Below are 17842 nucleotides of genomic sequence, written 5' to 3' on the forward strand. Positions count from 1 at the left end.
TATTAAAAAAAAAAATATGACAAACCATTCTTTTACCTAGCCATATACGGGCAAGCTAACAAAAGAATATTCCTAGATTTAATGTATTCCTAACACTAGTCCAGATCTTCACGCTTTTTGAAATCAACAACATTACTATGCGCGTTCATATCTTGCACATCAATCATCAGCTCAACATGCTTTTTGTCATCAGGGATCTGTTCCCACATAGCGACAGTCATTTGATGTGTTCTTACAGCTTGATATTTGAGGAGCTCTTTATAAGAATCGAGCTTCTCATCCTTTAGTTCTAGCTCAACCTTAAGTTTTTTCATTTCATGTTTAGCTTTCAGTAGATCCTCTTTAGACTTAACATAAAGAGGATGAGCGCGAATAACAGTATCAGATACATTACTTGCACCATAAATACGCTCCGCTTCAGCGTTTTCAATCAGTGCCTTAGTTTCTGGATAACGCTTAGCTGCTCCATTAGATAATCCAGCTTCCTTCTCAACATTAGAAACAACAATCTTAAGCTTGTTCGTTTTTAGTTTTTGCTTTAACTCCCGGTTGGTTGGCTTCTGAGCAACAAGGCGTTCCAATGCATCTCTCAGTTGCTTTTCTGTTGGGTTTAGCTCTGTACTATCAACCATCTACGCCACCATTGTCGTATCGATAACTAAATTCAGCACATCTGCTGCAAACTCATACTTATCATGCTCAAACGCTAAGTCATCCATTATTTCTTCAGCAGCTTTTACTTGCATATAGTATTTTGTTGCAGAACTTGAATTTAACTCATTGTTTTCGTTCAAAAACTCAATATTTCTCGTCGCATCCATACGGGACACTTCTGCGTAAACAGCATTTTCAATAAAGTCATATTCACAGTCAACACACTCAGTTAAGTCAATATTGATACGCATTGAGCATTGAGTGTTAGTACAATACATACCAGGAGCCACAGCATGTAAATGGGCCTTACCGTTGGTCAACAGATCTATCCAGTACTCCTTTGACAGCTTACGTTTATTTACTCCATCTTCAAAATAGCTTGCACCTTCACGACTGATTGCTTGACCTTTTCCCCCTGCAATACGTTCACAGTTTGCCATTTTTTGATATATACGAGCAAAGATCTCAGCCTGTTGCGTGATCCGCTCTTTTTGAATTTCGCTGTAAATTTTTTCAAATGAAAAGGCGTTACGAGCATACCAACGTGTCATCGCCATCGACAAATGCGACAACTGTTGCTTCAAAGCAGGGAAAGAGCATAACTCATAGCCAATTAGGTAATATGCAAGTGAACGTCGCAACTGATGACACGTAAAGCAAAATCTGTCACCCAGTTTAAAAGATGTCTGGGTTGGATCAGATGTTTGTAAATAGCCCATATCATCTAATATCAGAATAGAATCAACGTTGTTTTTATTAAAATTATTTATGACACCTTTCCCCAACGCAGACTTACCTACAGACGTGAAATAGGTAACCTTTTGCAAGTTTGCGAACATTCTATGACTGTCATTTTCTGCAAACCTGTTTCGATAAGGTGTATGAATAGCATTTAACACATGAAAGGCTTTCCAACCAGTTTCAGTGGTAACAAAAACATCATTTTTGGTTTGACTGTTGAGTGTAATTTTTGATTGGCGTGTCGTTAGAAAGTAAATTTGCTCCTTGCCGGTACCTGACTCATCCCCATTTCTATCAAACTTCTTGTCCTGAGCCCCATATACAGGACTAATTCGATACAGCTCATCTATCCTCATTCCTGATAACGCCAAACACAACCACGAAGCCTCTGCACTCAGGCTAACTAAATACCGTCTAAATCTCCCCCAGTCATAGACAGTGTCACCGATGTACACATTAAAACGGCGAAATTGTGATTTTTTTAAGAGAATACGAGTTTTAAGCGAGGTGAATATTTCCATCCATCGAGGATTTTTACCTTTATCGACCAAAGCCACTCCCTCGCTTTCTAATGCTTGAGTGAATCGCTCCCAGTTTTTCTCATAACCCTTTATAGGTTGATATCTCTTTCCATTTCTTACATCTAAAAGTATCCTTTTTTCTTCATATTTATAAAAGGACAGCATCTGCTCAACAGCTTGTTCGATTTCATCCCTTAATCCATATGCTTTTGCAATCCTTTTGCTGTACTCCGTTAATGCCGCAAAATATATACGAGGAGGAATAACCAATGTTCCTTCAGTGTCATCAGGTCTTGCGTTAAACATTTTATGCGTTAGGCGATAAAAATTAACCGTAAATGGCAGTAAACCTTTTAAAGCGGGAAGATAGTTTAACCCAGTAAATACTTTGGGATCAGACATGTCAAAAAATCCATCATCAACCAAAATCTCTATATGCTCTTGGTTTAAATCTTCAAAAGAAGTAATGCCACGCTTAAACAGTTTAGCAATACAATTTCGCAAAGAATCTATCTTGCTTTTGAGAGAACTTAACTCAATATTTTGACCTGAAAACCACATATTAGCTACTGCGATACACTTCACTTGATTTACTAAATGACGTTCGTTTGGACGAAGTTCAATGACGTTCTCGCCTTGTTCTAACTTTATATGAAAATAAATGTTTGACTTATTTTTTCCTTTATAAGCAGACTGTGCAAACATCCAAGCATCTTCCCCAAACAAGATTGTCTTTCTCTCATCTTGATAGACCACCATTTTATCCAACTCTTCCCAATTACCTCGCAGTAGCGCAGGGAAAAGCTCTTGCTGCAAATAATCTTTATTACCGCCAACCGAGCGCATAACACCTAAAGTAGATTCTAAATCTTGCGAATTTTCAAACGACAACATAGATATGCGCCTTATAGATATGGGGTAATGGAAGATAACGAGTTGAAGATGGGATAACGCCCTTTTTCTTCCAGCAAACCTTCAGCCTTCTCAATTGTTTCTGATGGTATATCATCAAGATGGGCTTGAAAGCGCTCTAACTTAGCCTGAATGAGCGACGCTCGTTCTGGATATTGATCAATACCTTCACTTAGAACATCGAGAAAACTCAGCAATTTATAAATAGCGTAGGGGTCATCAACAAGCTTGGCGCTTTTGCAAAAGGGGCAAAGATCGTATTGATAACAGGTAATATCCTGACCATCTTCAATAATCCCCTTTTCTTCTGCAAATTTACGCGCCGCATAGTGCCAATCTTTTTCTGAGTTCAGATCAATTTGACCGTCACAATCAACACCGTTAGGGTTAGTAGGTCGGTTGCGTTTTTTCCAAATCTCGTATTCTAAAACAGGAATTTTTAGCTCTTGCTCAAGCGTTTTTATAGCTTCATTGCGTGTATTTCCCGCAGCGATGTGACTTAGCACCATCATTCCTTGCGATATTTGCTTACTATTTGAAACCGGATGTCCATTTCGGTATCGCCTATCAGCCGTTTCAATGCTGTGCTGCAAAATCTTTTGAGCAGTCAGCCCACGCTCTTCTGGTTTGTATTCTAAGTCAGAGTGAGTAACTCGAATTCGACTTGAATTTATATTTAAAAAGTAGTCACCATAGTCAATTCCGCACAAGTTCAACAAGTATGAGCTTATAGGCACCTTACCTTCGGACCACTGGTAAGTAAGATTTTGCCTCCCCAAAGGCAGTAGAAAAGGAGGTTTGGTTCCACCACTACGTCGCTTACTCAGACCAACTCGCGTTATACCAGGTATCGGGTTTCTCGTTGCTGCATAGAGCTCAACTAATTGAAGAAAACGGCGGTATTTAGAATCAACAGTAAACTCACCTTTTGAGCCATCAAGATATTTAAAAGAAATCGTGATATTTCCATTAGAATCTTTATTTGAATAGCTAAGTGGCATCAGTACATTTCGAAGTGAAACATCCGTCATACATGAGATAGCAGCATAAGCTATGGAAATTGCTCTTTGTGTTACAGCGCTTTTAACTAGTTCGATGACCTGCCTGTCCATTATCCATGCCCTATCCTCTCTCTGAACCCAGTTAAAAGTGATCATCTTTTGATTTTCAACAATGTCGATATAGGTTTTAACTAAGTGATCGACTAGCTCACTTCTGTTACTAGAAAGTAAATTTAAATTCCTTGATAACGCTGATAGAGCGTGCCCAATCTCCACCTTAGTTTTTTCTCCTTGGCTATTGAGAAAATATAATAAGGTATCAAACGGGTCATCACTGTACTTTTTTGATAGTAATTCAAAGGTCTGGAGAAATGTGATGCCGTCGGCTTTCCCGACACTATCTCGTTTATTAATATTAGCAACTATAAACCCAACGCTTTTTTCACTAGCTTCGGGATGCAAGTTTTCTTCTGATTCTGAAAACAACGCCTTTACGTCTTTTGATGAGCGCCCTTTATATGCACGAACTTGAGCTGTTTTCGATGTACGATTTTCTGCCTTCGATACTACTACTTTAATAGGATGACGAACCTCCTTAATCGGTGTGTCATTAAATGCGGTGTAGTAGGCAAATAAGATGTAAGCTGCAGCCATACATTGATTAAAAGGACTCCCTGCTCCATCTTTTACATCACCGCCCCCCAACTCAATTGTAGTGTCACGACCATTTACCCTATCTACGACAATGCCGTCTAAGCATCGAGGGGGAAGTGCTTCAGGGTTCTCCTCTTTTAGAGCAATAAGTTGAGTTGCCAAAGAAAAAAAGAAAAGTTGAGTGCGTCGAACTAATCCATACCACTCACTTGATATATAAGGTTGTGTTGATGCTTCATCCTTCAGAGTAGAAAAAGATTTAAGCGTGGCTTGCCACTCGGATACATCGACACCAAGCACTGAAAGAAGATTATCGAGGAACATCTTTCTACTACAAGCAGTGGATTCCAATATGCCAGCTTCTTCACCATCATAGTATTGAAAGCTATATTTTTTCTGCTCCCCCCTCTCATGAACTAAACGCCACAATTCACCCGCGTTCCCAACATAAGAAAGGTATCCAGCCTGACAAAAAGGGGAGTTTTTTTTAAAATCACAAAAAACAAGATACCGCTTTAAAACGAATAACCTAGTAAATATAGAGCTTTCACTACCGTTATTTTTTTTCTCTTGATCAACCCAGCCCTTTAGCTTTTGCATTATTTTCAAGCGAGATGGTTTTACTAATGGCCTTTGAGGATCGCACTGCTCATGACACCAATCAAGAAGATTGAATTGATAACCATACGCTTTCTCTTTTCGATGCAGTTTAAAACTCAAATCTAATGAAGTAACGTTATCTTTCGCTTTTGGTTGAGTAATGCGTTTATTTTTATTTCTAGATGCTGCTAATCGACTTTTTGCCATGCGCTCATCTCAAAACTTCTTGTGCAAATTGATTTTTGCGCTGAGAGAAATCAAACCATGTTTTATCATCATTTAGATAGTTAATGTATTTTTGAGTAGTACCAGTATTATCATGCCCCATCAAGTGTGCTAATTCGGAGATCAGCGCCTCAAAGGGCTTACCTGTTTCAATATGCTTCTTGTACAGCCAATCGGTCGCGAAAGTAGCTCGTAAATCATGCGTAACAAAATAAATATCAAGTCCACTAAGAATCAAATCATTACGTACCGTTTCCACATGCTTTTGAATTGTGTTTGGTGCGTAGATACAGCCATTAGATTGAACAAATAAGTGGTTATGACGCAATAACCCACTTTCAATAGCTTTCTTCCTGGCCTTACTTAGCTTGTACTCATACAAAAGATCCATAACGTGAGCTGGAATTTCAATCGTCCTCTCTTTTCTGTATTTGGTAAGGCAACCGTTGATTCGCTCACCAATTGGCACTTTTACAACTTCAGATTTTGGCTTCTCTACGACAGATGCTGGAAAAGTTATCAACTCCTCGAGTCTCACTCCAACCTCCGCTGCCGTGTACAACATTAAGTCCTTAGTATCCGATGAATTTTCCACATCGATATATCGGTAAAAGGCTTGTTTTTCATCTTCACGCAGGGGACGCAACTCGCGGATATCAGCGTCTTGAGGCTTTTGTTTGTTCTTAAATGGTTTGGTGAGCCCCGTCGTATATACGGTAACATCGCCGCGATAACCATTGAGATGTGAGAGCATGTTATGTTGCGCTCTCTTATTTTTGTTCTGTATACGAACTTTCTTAGCTGAAAACTCGAATGGGCGAAAAGTTTTGCTAAGTGGAACTATCCGTTGACGATGAAGATAGGTGTAGTAAGCAACTACTTTTAGTACATAGCTCGAAGCTGTATTTGGTGAACCACCGATTTTTCCATTTTCATCTTCGGCATAAATATTCTCTAATAAGTAATCACGGTATCTAACGACAGGGCTTTCTTCTACTTTCTCAGTGCAGTCAAATATTGTTAATGGGAGCTTCTCTTCAATCAAGACTCCTGTTCTTTTGTCAGTATGTTCTGGGATTTCCATACTCATCCAACGATAGAAGCTTAATAACGCATTTGCATGAGATTCAATTGTATCAACGGAAGATATATCTGGATTTGACAATAGAGAGTGCAGGTATAAATTGACTGGCACTACATTAATGCCATCTGGGTCAACTAAAATCGGAATTTTATAAATAAATGGTTTTGAATTGTCGTTTACTTCTTGGATTATCTCACCACTATCAGAGGCAACTCTACTGGTAAATGAAGGATATTTGTCCGTATTGATCCACATAAGGCAGTAATCAACACCATAGTCCTCTGGAAATGTATCACTCTGCTCAATCACACTAACACCAAATAACCAAATAATCATGGTGTTACATTATAATGCTCCATCCTATCTGTCTAATTTTTATTCATTTCAATTGTTAACTTTCGACACCTAACAAAAATCCCAACCGTAGTTCCAGATTTTCACTGGATTCCCTTTTCAGTGACATTTAGCCGTCTAGGCATCCATATCACACCAACTAATAGTGGATATTATTGACCAATCAATGAATAGTCTAGCAATAATTGATTTACATATTACGTTTCATAAAGAACTCACGAATCCATCATTGAAGTAGTGGAGACGCTCATATAACAATGATTGAGTTGAATCTTGATTCTGCCTAAAGCAACTATTTGGCAGACAGTACTGGACATGTAGGTGGGATTGAATAAAATCTGCGCTCTTAAACAAACGCACCATAAAAAGGTAACACTATGGCGACTCTTGATGTCAATCCTAACCAATACTCAGAGCAGCTCTCGGAGAAAGTCTCTCGACTCAATGAGATGTTTGCACCCTATCACGTGCCAGAGTTAGAAGTTTATGAGTCTCCAAGTCAAAACTACCGTATGCGTGCCGAGTTTCGAGTATGGCATGAGGGTGACGACCTTTATTACATCATGTTTAACCAAGACACCCGTGAAAAGTATCGTGTTGATCAGTTTCCATCAGCAAGCCAATTAATTAACCAATTGATGCCTCGTTTAATTGAAGCATTAAAACCAAGTAAAACCCTGCGTCACAAACTGTTCCAAGTGGACTTTTTATCGACGTTGAGCGGTGAAATTTTGGTCTCACTTCTTTATCACAGACAGTTAAATGATGAATGGAAAGAAGCTGCTCAAACATTGAAACAAACACTGACTGAAGAAGGCTATCATATCAACTTAATTGGCCGTGCTCGAAAAATGAAAATCGTGCTTGACCGTGACTACGTAGTAGAGACCCTGCACGTTCACGAACAGCCATATATTTATCAACAAGTTGAAAATAGTTTTACTCAACCAAACGGTCCTGTTGCACAAAAAATGTTGGAATGGGCAGTTGACTGCACTCGAGGTAGTCAAGGTGACCTACTTGAACTTTATTGTGGTAACGGCAATTTTTCTTTAGCGCTCGCACAAAATTTTGAACGCGTTCTTGCGACCGAATTAGCCAAACCTTCAGTTCAATCAGCACAATACAACATCAAAGCAAACAACATTGATAATGTGCAGATTATTCGGATGTCGGCTGAAGAGTTTACGGAAGCAATGGAAGGTAAACGAGAATTCCGCCGCCTAAAAGATAATGGTGTCGATCTTAATAGTTATAACTGCAATACTATCTTTGTCGATCCACCACGCGCTGGTATGGATATTGATACATGTAAGATGGTACAAGGTTATGAACGCATTATGTATATCTCTTGTAACCCAGAAACACTCAAAGAGAACCTAGAAATTCTCAGCAAAACGCACGACATTACTCGCTTTGCCTTATTTGATCAGTTTCCATATACCCACCACATGGAAGCAGGTCTGTTTTTAGAACGACGCACAAAATAAAGTGACGACGTTGAGAGCTTAGTAAAAAGGCATTCTGCGTATAAAAACAGTATGCCTTTTTAATAGATAGGCCGCCTTACTTAAGGAACAAATGTGCCCCTTGTTCAAGAGCAATATGTTTTGCCAACTCATGGAAATTAGCACCACTTTCGACACAATAACCAAGCAGAACATACATAGGAGATAAGTAACAAGCTTCTTGTTTTTCTGAGGCTATTTTAATTCCATATTCTAGGATTTGCTGTGCCTCTGCTAAGTTTCCGACCTCGTAATAAAGTTCAGCTCGAATTAAACAATAAAGCGAATGAGCGATTTGGTCACCACTTGATGCTAACCAATGACTGTAACCTTCTTCCACAATCTCAAGTGCCTGATCTGCACTTAATGCCTGAGTAAAAAATAGTGCCCATCCTTTAAATAAAGAGGCAACTCCCCGATAGAACGGGAAATTATTTGAATCTGCAATAGCCCATAATTGCTCAGACAGTTCGGTCACTTCATCAAAGCGCTTCAGATGGTAGGCTGACCACATCTCACCTTGTAACACGATGGAATGAGAAAAAGGATCATTGATAACCCCAACTTCATGGACACTTTTCTGTAAAAATGCTCTATCTTCGTCACAACAGGCTAAAGTGGCTGACAAGCAACCAAAACACCCAGCTAAAGCTAAAGGGTTAATGCCGATAGAGAAGTAAAATTCATCACTTTCAACTTGATGAAAGTATCTAAAAGATTCTTTCGCATTAAATATGGCGTCTTGATGTTTAGCTAACCAAAATTGGGAATTTGTCAAACAACTGTATGCAAGAGAACGACAATGATCATAATTAGATTCTTCTGCTAAGCGCAGCATTTCGTTCGCCGTTTGCTCTGATAATTCAAAATCCATCGCCATTAATTGCTTCACCCATAACCCACTGAGAGAAATACAATGTCGGTATGCAGAATGGAGTTCCTTTGCCAAAGAGATACATCGTTGATAGGCGGCCACGGTACTAAAACTTACCCATCCATCGGTAACTCGAGTGATAATGGCTTGAGTAAGATATATTTCAAATAACAGTTCTGAGTAATCTGTTGGGTTAGAGATACTGCGATAACTCTCTAATGCTTGATGAAGATATCGCTTTGCGGACTGATAATCCCCAGATGTAATAGAGGATTTACCGTTATTAAGTAGAAGTTCAGACACTTTTCCCCAATCTTCTGCTTTCGTGTAGTAATCAACATACAGAACGTTTGAGCTTTGTGTACCAAGTTTATCTTGAGATTCTAAATAATTGGCAATCGCGATATAGACAGTCTTCTTGTCTTCATGGTCCAGTTCTTTCTCCATCAAAGGACTCAGAAAAGGATGACCAAGACTAATCACTTTAGCCGCAGATATTCTAATCAGTCTCATATTGACCAATGTTTCAAGTCCTATTGGACCAAAATCAGTCAGATTACTGATATCATTTACCGTTAAAGGGTGATTTGCTAAAGCGATGAAAGAAAGCACCTTATTCAGCTCAGGTGATAAGCTATTCAATTTACTGTGCAGATAAAATGAGATATCCGTAGGAATTCGCTCTTCTTTATATGATTGAATAAGTTTATACAAATAATAAGGGTTCCCTTCTGCACTCACTATACATGCACTCGCTTCCGATTCAACATGGCGATCACTATCGAGTAGATAGACCATATCTGTGTTAGATAGCGGCATAAGAGGGAGATGCGTCACTGAAAAGTTCAGAGTACTTAGTGTTTCTACATACCGAATAGCAGCATCAGTTGGTAAGTAAGTCACTCCCAAAGATATCGGTAGCTCTCTTAAGCGACCCAAAACACGGCATATCGTCGCTAAACATTGCTCATCAATTAAGTGAAAATTATCAAGCGAAAGAAAAACAGCACCGATACTTTCGGTATGGGTCACTAGAGCATCAATTAACGTATTTAGATAATCCTCACTATCCACACTCTCTATAGAAGGTTCCAGTGTAAGATTAAAAACATCACCTAGGGCAGAAAGAAAAAAGTGGCTTGGAGACAATCCAAAATTGAAATCCAACTTAGCTATTCGCCAATCTTGATGTGCGAAAAGACTAGAGAGAGTATGCAGCATATGACTTTTGCCAATACCCTGCACGCCTTGAATAGCAAAACACACATTTTCTTTTTTTGTTATCACATCATCCACTGAATAACGTAATAATTGCAGCTCATGTTCTCTACCAAATGTTTTTCCGTAACTAACATCAACTTTATTTAAGAGCGTTTTATACCCATTAGACGAAAGCAATTCTCCATATAAAAAGTATGGCTTGCTAGCTTCGGCCAAAGTGTCAGAGACCACAACTGCTGCTTTTTCCGGCAGCGCTGCCAGTTCAGACATTCTATAAATGTATGATTCATCTAAGTGCCAACGATTATCATCGGGTTGCTGAATCACCGTTTGTGTGGACACAATCGCTTTAAAATATTGAGAAGAACGACGAGAAAGGTCTATCAAATCACTCTGTAGTGATAGGTACAATTTTTGGTCATCATCGATACAAGGCAAAATAACAACTAGAGTATTTCCTAAGTGCTCTAGCGTCATAGGCTCCAAGTGAGAAAAACGATCTAAAACATCATCCAATATTAATTTAGAGCCTGTGCGAATCCAAACAGCTAGGCACTCTTTGTTGATGCGAGGTAAGAGTATTTGGTTTGTATCCGTTTGACTTGTTAGCAGTAATTCTTCAACTGGTACTGAAAAGAAATTGGCGAGACGAGCGATGGTTCTACGACTTAATGCACTTCCTATCTCAGCTCGTTTAATGGTAGCAATAGATACACTACAACCTTTCTTTTGGCTGCATGCTTGCTCTAACCCTTCCTGGGATAAAGCACGCTGCTCCCTTAATTGCTTTAACTTTTGACCATCAATAAAGACATTACCTGCCATTACCTTTCTCTAGAATAATTATCATATGAGAATCTATAATAATTAAATGCCTTCTATTTTCAAGCTTATATATGAATTACGTTGATAAATTTAATAATATTAACCTAATATGGAATTAGTTAATGTTAATATTCATTAATAGAATAAACCAAATGATAAAATATTCAGAATTGTTTCAATATTGATACTAAAGCTATTGTTAAGTAGAGGTAGTTATCAGTATTGTCTAATGTCACAGAGTAAGCCAAAAAGTAAAAATTTACTTACCCTGTGAGTTTTTATTACGTTACAGATACAAAGTAAAAGATGTATTTATAGCTAATAAAAATGAGCTTTTAGGTAGCTCGTTTCTTTCATTCAGCAGATGAGATATATGGATAACTCACCCCACTATGAGATAGTTTGTTTTTGACCAACATGATTAAGTAACTAATAGCACAACGGTTTGGATCCATCACAGGCACATACACACCGTACTTAGCACTTAGCTTCTTACTGAGCTTTTTGGCATACCCAGTAAACCCCGTACACCCAAACATAATGCTATCAGCACCATCTTGGTCTATCGCTTTACAGGCTAACTTAAACAAATCATGTAAGATTATCTTTCTTTCGTGGCATGTACTGCCTTTAAGGTCATTAACACTTTGGTCTAGTGGTCGTATCGATGCTAGGTTTTCTGTTACTCCAAACGCTCTTACATGCTCATTTTGCAGATCAACCACATCACTAACTGTAAGAATGGAGACCTTTTGACTCAAGAGCATCGCCGTATAAAAACTTGCCCGAAATCCCCCAATAACAGGAATGGTTACCGCTTGTCGTGCAGCTTCGACCCCACACATATCCATATCAGTAACAAATACCCCATCGTATCCCTCTTTTTCCGCTTGAATGACTTTTTCAACCACATAAGGGGCATTATTCGTTAAATCAATTCGAGATTCGATAAAGGAAGAACCATGATCTATATGTTCTAGATCAATCGTAATATTTTTAGTTCTAAATTTATCAACACTATCAGAAATTTGATCAGTAAATTCTTTGGTCTTAACTGGAATAATAATTTTTAATTTCATTTAATAATATCCATTATTAATTCGTGATTTTTATTGGTGAATGATAGTCACCAAAATAATTAAACTTTTTAAATATTTCCGCGAAATTATCATGGAACCATTTTTGATCAATTTGTTTAGCACAATTAACAGTATAAATTGCCATATTTCTTAATCGATAATCAGTTGGTGTTGTTTCCCATACTTCCATTATCTCATCATTACTTATTAACGATGCATCACTAGAAAAACAACAAATTGAATCAGGGGCCATTGCTATTGGTGTACCTAAATTATCAGACCAAAGAAGCAAATTTTCATTTTGGGAAATAACGAAATATTTATCTCCATTATCACTTTGGTATTCTTGAACACCCCAATCGAATCCATTTTCAGTTTTATCTGTAATGCTGACTAATCTTCCTTTCATAACACACTGAGCACCAGGAAGACGCTCAATCACATCGAAACAAGAACCACTCTCTTGTACACTCACTTTAATGTTTTTTCCTAGATCTTTTGCTTTCATCAACATATCGGGTACCGCAGCATTATCCTGCTTTAGTTGGGAGCCTTTCATGGCGAATGACGACAGTGATGCACGCTGATCAAAACTGGTTGATTCACTGATAATCGCTCTCGTCATAGCATCGACATCAGAACTTGAATTACATTGGATAGTTAACACGCCACCATTGTCTTTTAGCGAATCCTCGGAGGTCAGGACACAAGGGGATACTGGGATTGGCGCATTGAGTTGGGGATTAGCAAACGTCGATAATTGTAAGCATGGAAAGGCCCTTCCACCTCCATCACCATTGATGATTGGGATTTTTTTATGAGCAGCGACCAATAGGCTCATACCATATGCAATAGCGCCAGTTTCAACAGGAGATAACGCAGAAAATTCCTTCTTTAAAACTTCTTCTAAGGCTTCAAATGACGTAACAGGAGAACTGCCATATCCTTTTTTCAAAAACTGTTCCGGTGCGCCCATGGCAGCCAAAACAGGAAGCCAATCCTCATCTTTAACTTCATCAATATCAATGTACTTAACTCGAATTTCTGAATTTGATTTTTCTTTAAACAAATCATCAATTCTATCTAGCAATGCTTGACCATTTTTTAGTGCACCACCTCCCCCGGATGCATAGAAATGAGCACCTAAAATAATATTATTCAAATCTTCTCGATTAAGAACACCATGAGCCATAAATAAAATCCTTCTTATTTTTAATGTGTGAAATCACAACGTTAAAGATATGTCGAACTCAATACAGTATCAGCCTGGTATCAATTCGGTATCAATTTGGTAATTTAGGCAAAATAATGTCCGGTTAGGTAATAACTATTGGATTCAAATAAAAAAAACGAGCACTGTGTGCTCGTTTTTTATTGGTCATACGATAGTCAATTTATTTAACTCAGTCGGTATCTTTTTTCTTCGGAGTAAGAAACCCTAATTTTTTCCCAATCCATAAAACTAGAACCATCAAAATAATCAAAGATAAAAAGTTACTTCCTTCTTGTGGATATTGAGCTTTAATAAAAGCAGAATGTCCTACCGCCCCCACAAAAAAACATGCTAACCCAACCAAAGGAATATCTTCAGCGATTGGATTACGTAAATATTCTTGATATAAGGCCTGCACTGACAGTACGAGTGCTATTAATGGAAAAATTGAGAACGTCACTTCGCTCATCATTATCCAAGATAAAATATAATCCCCACACATCCCTGCAATCAGAGCGAGGACTAAGGTCTTACGTTCAGAACCATGATTTGATGTGTCATTTTGCTTCGACATGCAATTCGCCTTTTCTTTGGTGATGTTCACGTTCCTTACGGTACCAATGCGCACCTTTGGCAATCATCCGTAATTGTTTAATTAACCGACTAGCAAGTTCATCCCTTTCTTGACGGCTCAAGTCTAATGCCTCTGCTCCAGAACTGAATACCAAAGTCACTGATGCTTCAGCCTGTGTTTCAGCTTCTTCACGACTCATTCCCGTCGCAATCAAATACTCAGCAAGTTCAGCAGAGAAATGCTGGATTTCTCTAGCTACAGCAGCACGAAATTCAGCAGAAATACCAGAACGCTCGCGCAATAACAGTCGGAATACGTTCGGACTGTTAGAGATAAATTCCATAAAAGTTTCCACGGATGTACGAATAACGCTGCCTTCTCTGACAATTCTCTGCCTCGCTTGGCGCATCAACTGACGCAGCAATAGGCCACCTTCATCCACCATCGTCAGCCCAAGCTCATCCATATCTTTGAAATGGCGGTAAAAAGATGTAGGTGCAATTCCAGCCTCTCGAGCTACCTCACGCAAACTTAAATTTGAAAAACTGCGTTCAGCACTTAACTGACTAAATGCCGCATCAATTAATGATCGACGCGTTTTCTCTTTCTGCTGGGCACGAACTCCGGTCGCTTTCATAGAAACTACAATCTCAGTTAACTCTCTCTGCTCCATACTATAACCTGATTGCCCATTTTGTCTAAGCATCAAAACACACCCTAACAAAAAGACATCCGATTTGTTCGATCAAGCCGAAAACCTTGCTCACAAAAAAGCATCCCATCACGCTTTACACTATTCTTTAAATAAAAGTATTCGCACAATGACCGCGTGGCAAAACATCACGCAACGTGATCCCTTCCACTCTGTCAGCAAGGCTTAGTGCCACTTAGGAATAAGGTAAGTTACACTATTAATACAAAATATTAACAACAATAACGAAGGGATTTTCAATGGCACAGAATAATCATTTTGACGTGATTGTAATTGGCAGTGGCCCAGGCGGTGAAGGTGCTGCGATGGGGCTAGCGAAATCAGGGAAACGCGTTGCTGTGATAGAAAAAGAACACAGTGTCGGCGGAGGTTGTACTCACTGGGGAACTATCCCATCGAAAGCATTACGTCACGCAGTAAGCCGTTTTATTGAATTTAATAACAACCCTCTCTTTTGTAAAAATAAAACCAGCTTGCACGCTTCGTTTTCTGACATTTTAAATCACGCCAAAAGTGTTATTGATAAACAGACTCGTCTACGCCAAGGTTTCTACGACCGAAACCAATGCACCTTACTATTCGGTTTAGCAAGCTTTGTCGATGAACACACTATCAATATCACGGCAGAAGATGGCAGTAGTGAGCAGTACAGTGCCGATCACTTTGTGATTGCAACCGGCTCTCGTCCCTATCAACCCAAAGATATCGATTTCTCTCACCCAAGGATTTACGACAGTGATTCCATTTTGAGTTTAGAGCACGACCCTCGCCACATTATTATTTATGGTGCAGGTGTTATTGGCTGTGAATATGCGTCGATATTTCGTGGTTTAGGTGTAAAAACTGACTTAGTAAATACTCGTGATCGCTTACTTTCTTTCTTGGATAACGAAACTTCCGATGCTCTCTCTTATCACTTTTGGAATAGTGGCGTTATCATTCGTAATGATGAGATGTATCAAACAGTTGAAGGTAGCCAAGATGGCGTAGTTGTGCATTTAAAATCGGGCAAAAAAATGAAAGCCGATTGTATCTTGTTTGCTAATGGCCGCTCAGGAAATACCGATAAACTTAATTTGTCTGCCGTTGGCCTAGAACCTGATTCACGCGGGCAACTGCAGGTAAATAAAAGCTATCAAACTAACATTGAACATATTTATGCGGTGGGAGATGTCATTGGCTACCCGAGCCTAGCCAGTGCAGCTTACGATCAAGGGCGATTCGTCGCACAAGATATTGCGTTTGGTGAAGCATCAAGCCAATTGATCGAAGATATTCCTACCGGTATTTATACCATTCCAGAAATAAGCTCTGTGGGTAAGACAGAACAAGAACTGACAGCAGCAAAAGTTCCTTACGAAGTAGGACGTTCTTCGTTTAAACATTTAGCGCGAGCACAAATCGCTGGGAAAAACATTGGTAGCTTAAAGATTCTTTTTCATCGAGAAACCAAGCAAATCCTAGGCATCCATTGCTTTGGCGAACGAGCTTCTGAAATTATTCACATTGGTCAGGCAATCATGGAACAGAAAGGGGAAGCGAATACCATTGAATATTTTGTAAACACGACATTTAACTACCCCACCATGGCTGAAGCTTACCGTGTTGCTGCACTGAATGGTCTAAATCGCTTGTTCTGAAGTTTACATTTCCCAAGTAACCAATAAAAATGCAGCGTTTTTTCGCTGCATTTTTCTATCCGTTACACTAAGAAACGCTGTGCTTTCCACTGCTGTGCCATTACCACAGCTAAAGTCAGCCCCCGTATTGCCATAAAGGTTAACATCGATAACCACAATCCGTGATTTCCCCAACTTTGGGTCGACCAGAAAAGAATAAAAAAGCTCGCTGCTGCAACAAACATACTATTGCGCATCTCTTTTCCTTTAGTTGCACCAATAAATACGCCATCCAGCAAATAACACCACATGGAAACCAACGGCATCGCAACCAGCCAAGGCATAAATTCCATAGCCTGTTGATGCACGTTAGGAATATCGGTTATCAATCCTACTAATCCATCACCGCATAATCCAAACACCATGGTGAGCAGTGCACATATCAGTAAGCTCCAAAATACGGTACCAATCATTGCCTCTTTTAATTGGTGTTCACTCTTCGCTCCAATTGACTTTCCGACCAAGGCTTCCATTGCATAAGCAAACCCATCCATTCCATAAGAGATGAACATGACAAAGCTCATCAATACCGCATTAGCAGCAACGGTCTTGTCTCCCAAAGCTGCACCTTGAAAAGTCATTAAACTAAAAACCACTTGCAAACATAACGAGCGCAGAAAAATATCACGGTTTAATTTAATAAAACGCACTAAACCATGACTCACCTGCCCCCATACGGATTTTGGAGATGGAAGATGGTGTGAAATCCAATAACGTACAACGCATATCAGCGCAAATATGGTTCCAACATAATCAGAAATAACAGAAGCCAAGGCGGCGCCTTCCACTTTCCAATTCAAGCCAACAACAAAGAGTAAATCGAGAACAATATTAACAAGGTTAGTAATGATCACCATCCACATTGGAGCGCGCGCATTTTGTGTACCTAATAACCATCCCAGTAATACGTAATTAGCTAAAGAAGCTGGGGCGCTCCATACTCGAATAGTGAAGTATTGATAGCCGTAGTGTTTGACGTGTTCACTAGCATCGCTCCATTGAAAAATGAGATCAGCGATCACTCGGTGAAATAGGAGAAAGACTGTGGCAAATCCGATTGCCATAATAAGCCCTTGCAACAAAACTCGAATCAACTGTTTTGGGTCTTCACTACCGACGGCTTGAGCGGTTAACCCCGTGGTAGACATCCGCAAAAAGCCAAGTAGCCAGAGCGTAACACTGATCATCGTGCTGCCTAAAGCAACCCCACCTAAATACCAAGCATGGTCTAAATGGCCAATAACAGCCGCATCAATTAAACCTAATAGTGGAACAGTGATGTTGGATAAAACCATTGGTACTGCAAGCCAGAGTACCTGTCGATGAACAGTCCTATTTGATAAAGTTTGAAGAATGAATTGCACACTTTGCCCTCTTTGTTAGAAGGCAAAGTGTAACTAAGTTAATGCTA

Annotated in this window: 12 protein-coding genes; 2 read left to right on the plus strand and 10 right to left on the minus strand. The window is 39.3% G+C overall.

Annotated features, from left to right (window positions below; genetic code table 11):
- Positions 1–95 precede the first annotated feature (95 nt).
- The 4 genes from I1A42_RS15650 to I1A42_RS15665 are packed head-to-tail and all read right to left on the minus strand — an operon-like array spanning position 96 to position 6701.
- Positions 96–632, minus strand: coding sequence for a hypothetical protein (locus tag I1A42_RS15650; protein ID WP_196123991.1), 537 nt, complete (start codon positions 630–632; stop codon positions 96–98).
- A complete protein-coding gene (locus tag I1A42_RS15655) occupies positions 633–2810 on the minus strand; it encodes an integrase (protein WP_196123992.1) in 2178 nt (725 codons plus the stop codon). It lies immediately after the preceding gene.
- Positions 2811–2821: 11 nt separating this feature from the next.
- The gene (locus I1A42_RS15660) at positions 2822–5290 is read right to left on the minus strand and encodes a hypothetical protein (RefSeq protein ID WP_196123993.1); all 2469 of its coding nucleotides are present in this window, start codon (positions 5288–5290) and stop codon (positions 2822–2824) included.
- 4 nt (positions 5291–5294) lie between these two features.
- The gene (locus I1A42_RS15665) at positions 5295–6701 is read right to left on the minus strand and encodes a tyrosine-type recombinase/integrase (RefSeq protein ID WP_196124078.1); all 1407 of its coding nucleotides are present in this window, start codon (positions 6699–6701) and stop codon (positions 5295–5297) included.
- 422 nt (positions 6702–7123) lie between these two features.
- On the opposite strand from I1A42_RS15665, the gene trmA reads away from it, so the two are divergent.
- Positions 7124–8236 (plus strand): tRNA (uridine(54)-C5)-methyltransferase TrmA, encoded by a 1113-nt coding sequence (gene trmA, locus I1A42_RS15670; protein ID WP_196123994.1) that lies wholly within the window; start codon positions 7124–7126, stop codon positions 8234–8236.
- 76 nt (positions 8237–8312) lie between these two features.
- Here the strand turns inward: trmA and I1A42_RS15675 are convergent, their stop codons facing one another.
- The 5 genes from I1A42_RS15675 to fabR form a co-directional block, all read right to left on the minus strand.
- Positions 8313–11174 carry a helix-turn-helix domain-containing protein gene (locus tag I1A42_RS15675; protein WP_196123995.1) on the minus strand — a complete coding sequence of 954 codons (2862 nt, stop codon included), beginning with the start codon at positions 11172–11174 and terminating at the stop codon, positions 8313–8315.
- A gap of 353 nt (positions 11175–11527) precedes the next feature.
- Positions 11528–12253, minus strand: coding sequence for an aspartate/glutamate racemase family protein (locus I1A42_RS15680; RefSeq protein ID WP_196123996.1), 726 nt, complete (start codon positions 12251–12253; stop codon positions 11528–11530).
- A gap of 16 nt (positions 12254–12269) precedes the next feature.
- Positions 12270–13445, minus strand: coding sequence for a DUF917 domain-containing protein (locus tag I1A42_RS15685; protein WP_196123997.1), 1176 nt, complete (start codon positions 13443–13445; stop codon positions 12270–12272).
- Positions 13446–13656: 211 nt separating this feature from the next.
- Positions 13657–14040, minus strand: coding sequence for a YijD family membrane protein (locus I1A42_RS15690; protein WP_161156916.1), 384 nt, complete (start codon positions 14038–14040; stop codon positions 13657–13659).
- Positions 14024–14677: an HTH-type transcriptional repressor FabR gene (gene fabR / locus I1A42_RS15695; protein WP_161157001.1), complete on the minus strand. Its 654-nt coding sequence runs from the start codon at positions 14675–14677 to the stop codon at positions 14024–14026. The genes I1A42_RS15690 and fabR overlap by 17 nt, the downstream gene beginning before the upstream one ends.
- 314 nt (positions 14678–14991) lie before the next feature.
- Between fabR and sthA the strand changes: the two genes are divergently transcribed.
- Positions 14992–16392 carry a Si-specific NAD(P)(+) transhydrogenase gene (gene sthA, locus I1A42_RS15700; RefSeq protein ID WP_161156918.1) on the plus strand — a complete coding sequence of 467 codons (1401 nt, stop codon included), beginning with the start codon at positions 14992–14994 and terminating at the stop codon, positions 16390–16392.
- A gap of 62 nt (positions 16393–16454) precedes the next feature.
- On the opposite strand, the gene dinF is transcribed toward sthA, so the two are convergent.
- The gene (gene dinF / locus I1A42_RS15705; RefSeq protein ID WP_196123998.1) at positions 16455–17795 is read right to left on the minus strand and encodes an MATE family efflux transporter DinF; all 1341 of its coding nucleotides are present in this window, start codon (positions 17793–17795) and stop codon (positions 16455–16457) included.
- Positions 17796–17842: the final 47 nt, after the last annotated feature.

The sequence above is a fragment of the Vibrio nitrifigilis genome (genome assembly GCF_015686695.1).
In the GTDB taxonomy this organism is placed as follows: domain Bacteria; phylum Pseudomonadota; class Gammaproteobacteria; order Enterobacterales; family Vibrionaceae; genus Vibrio; species Vibrio nitrifigilis.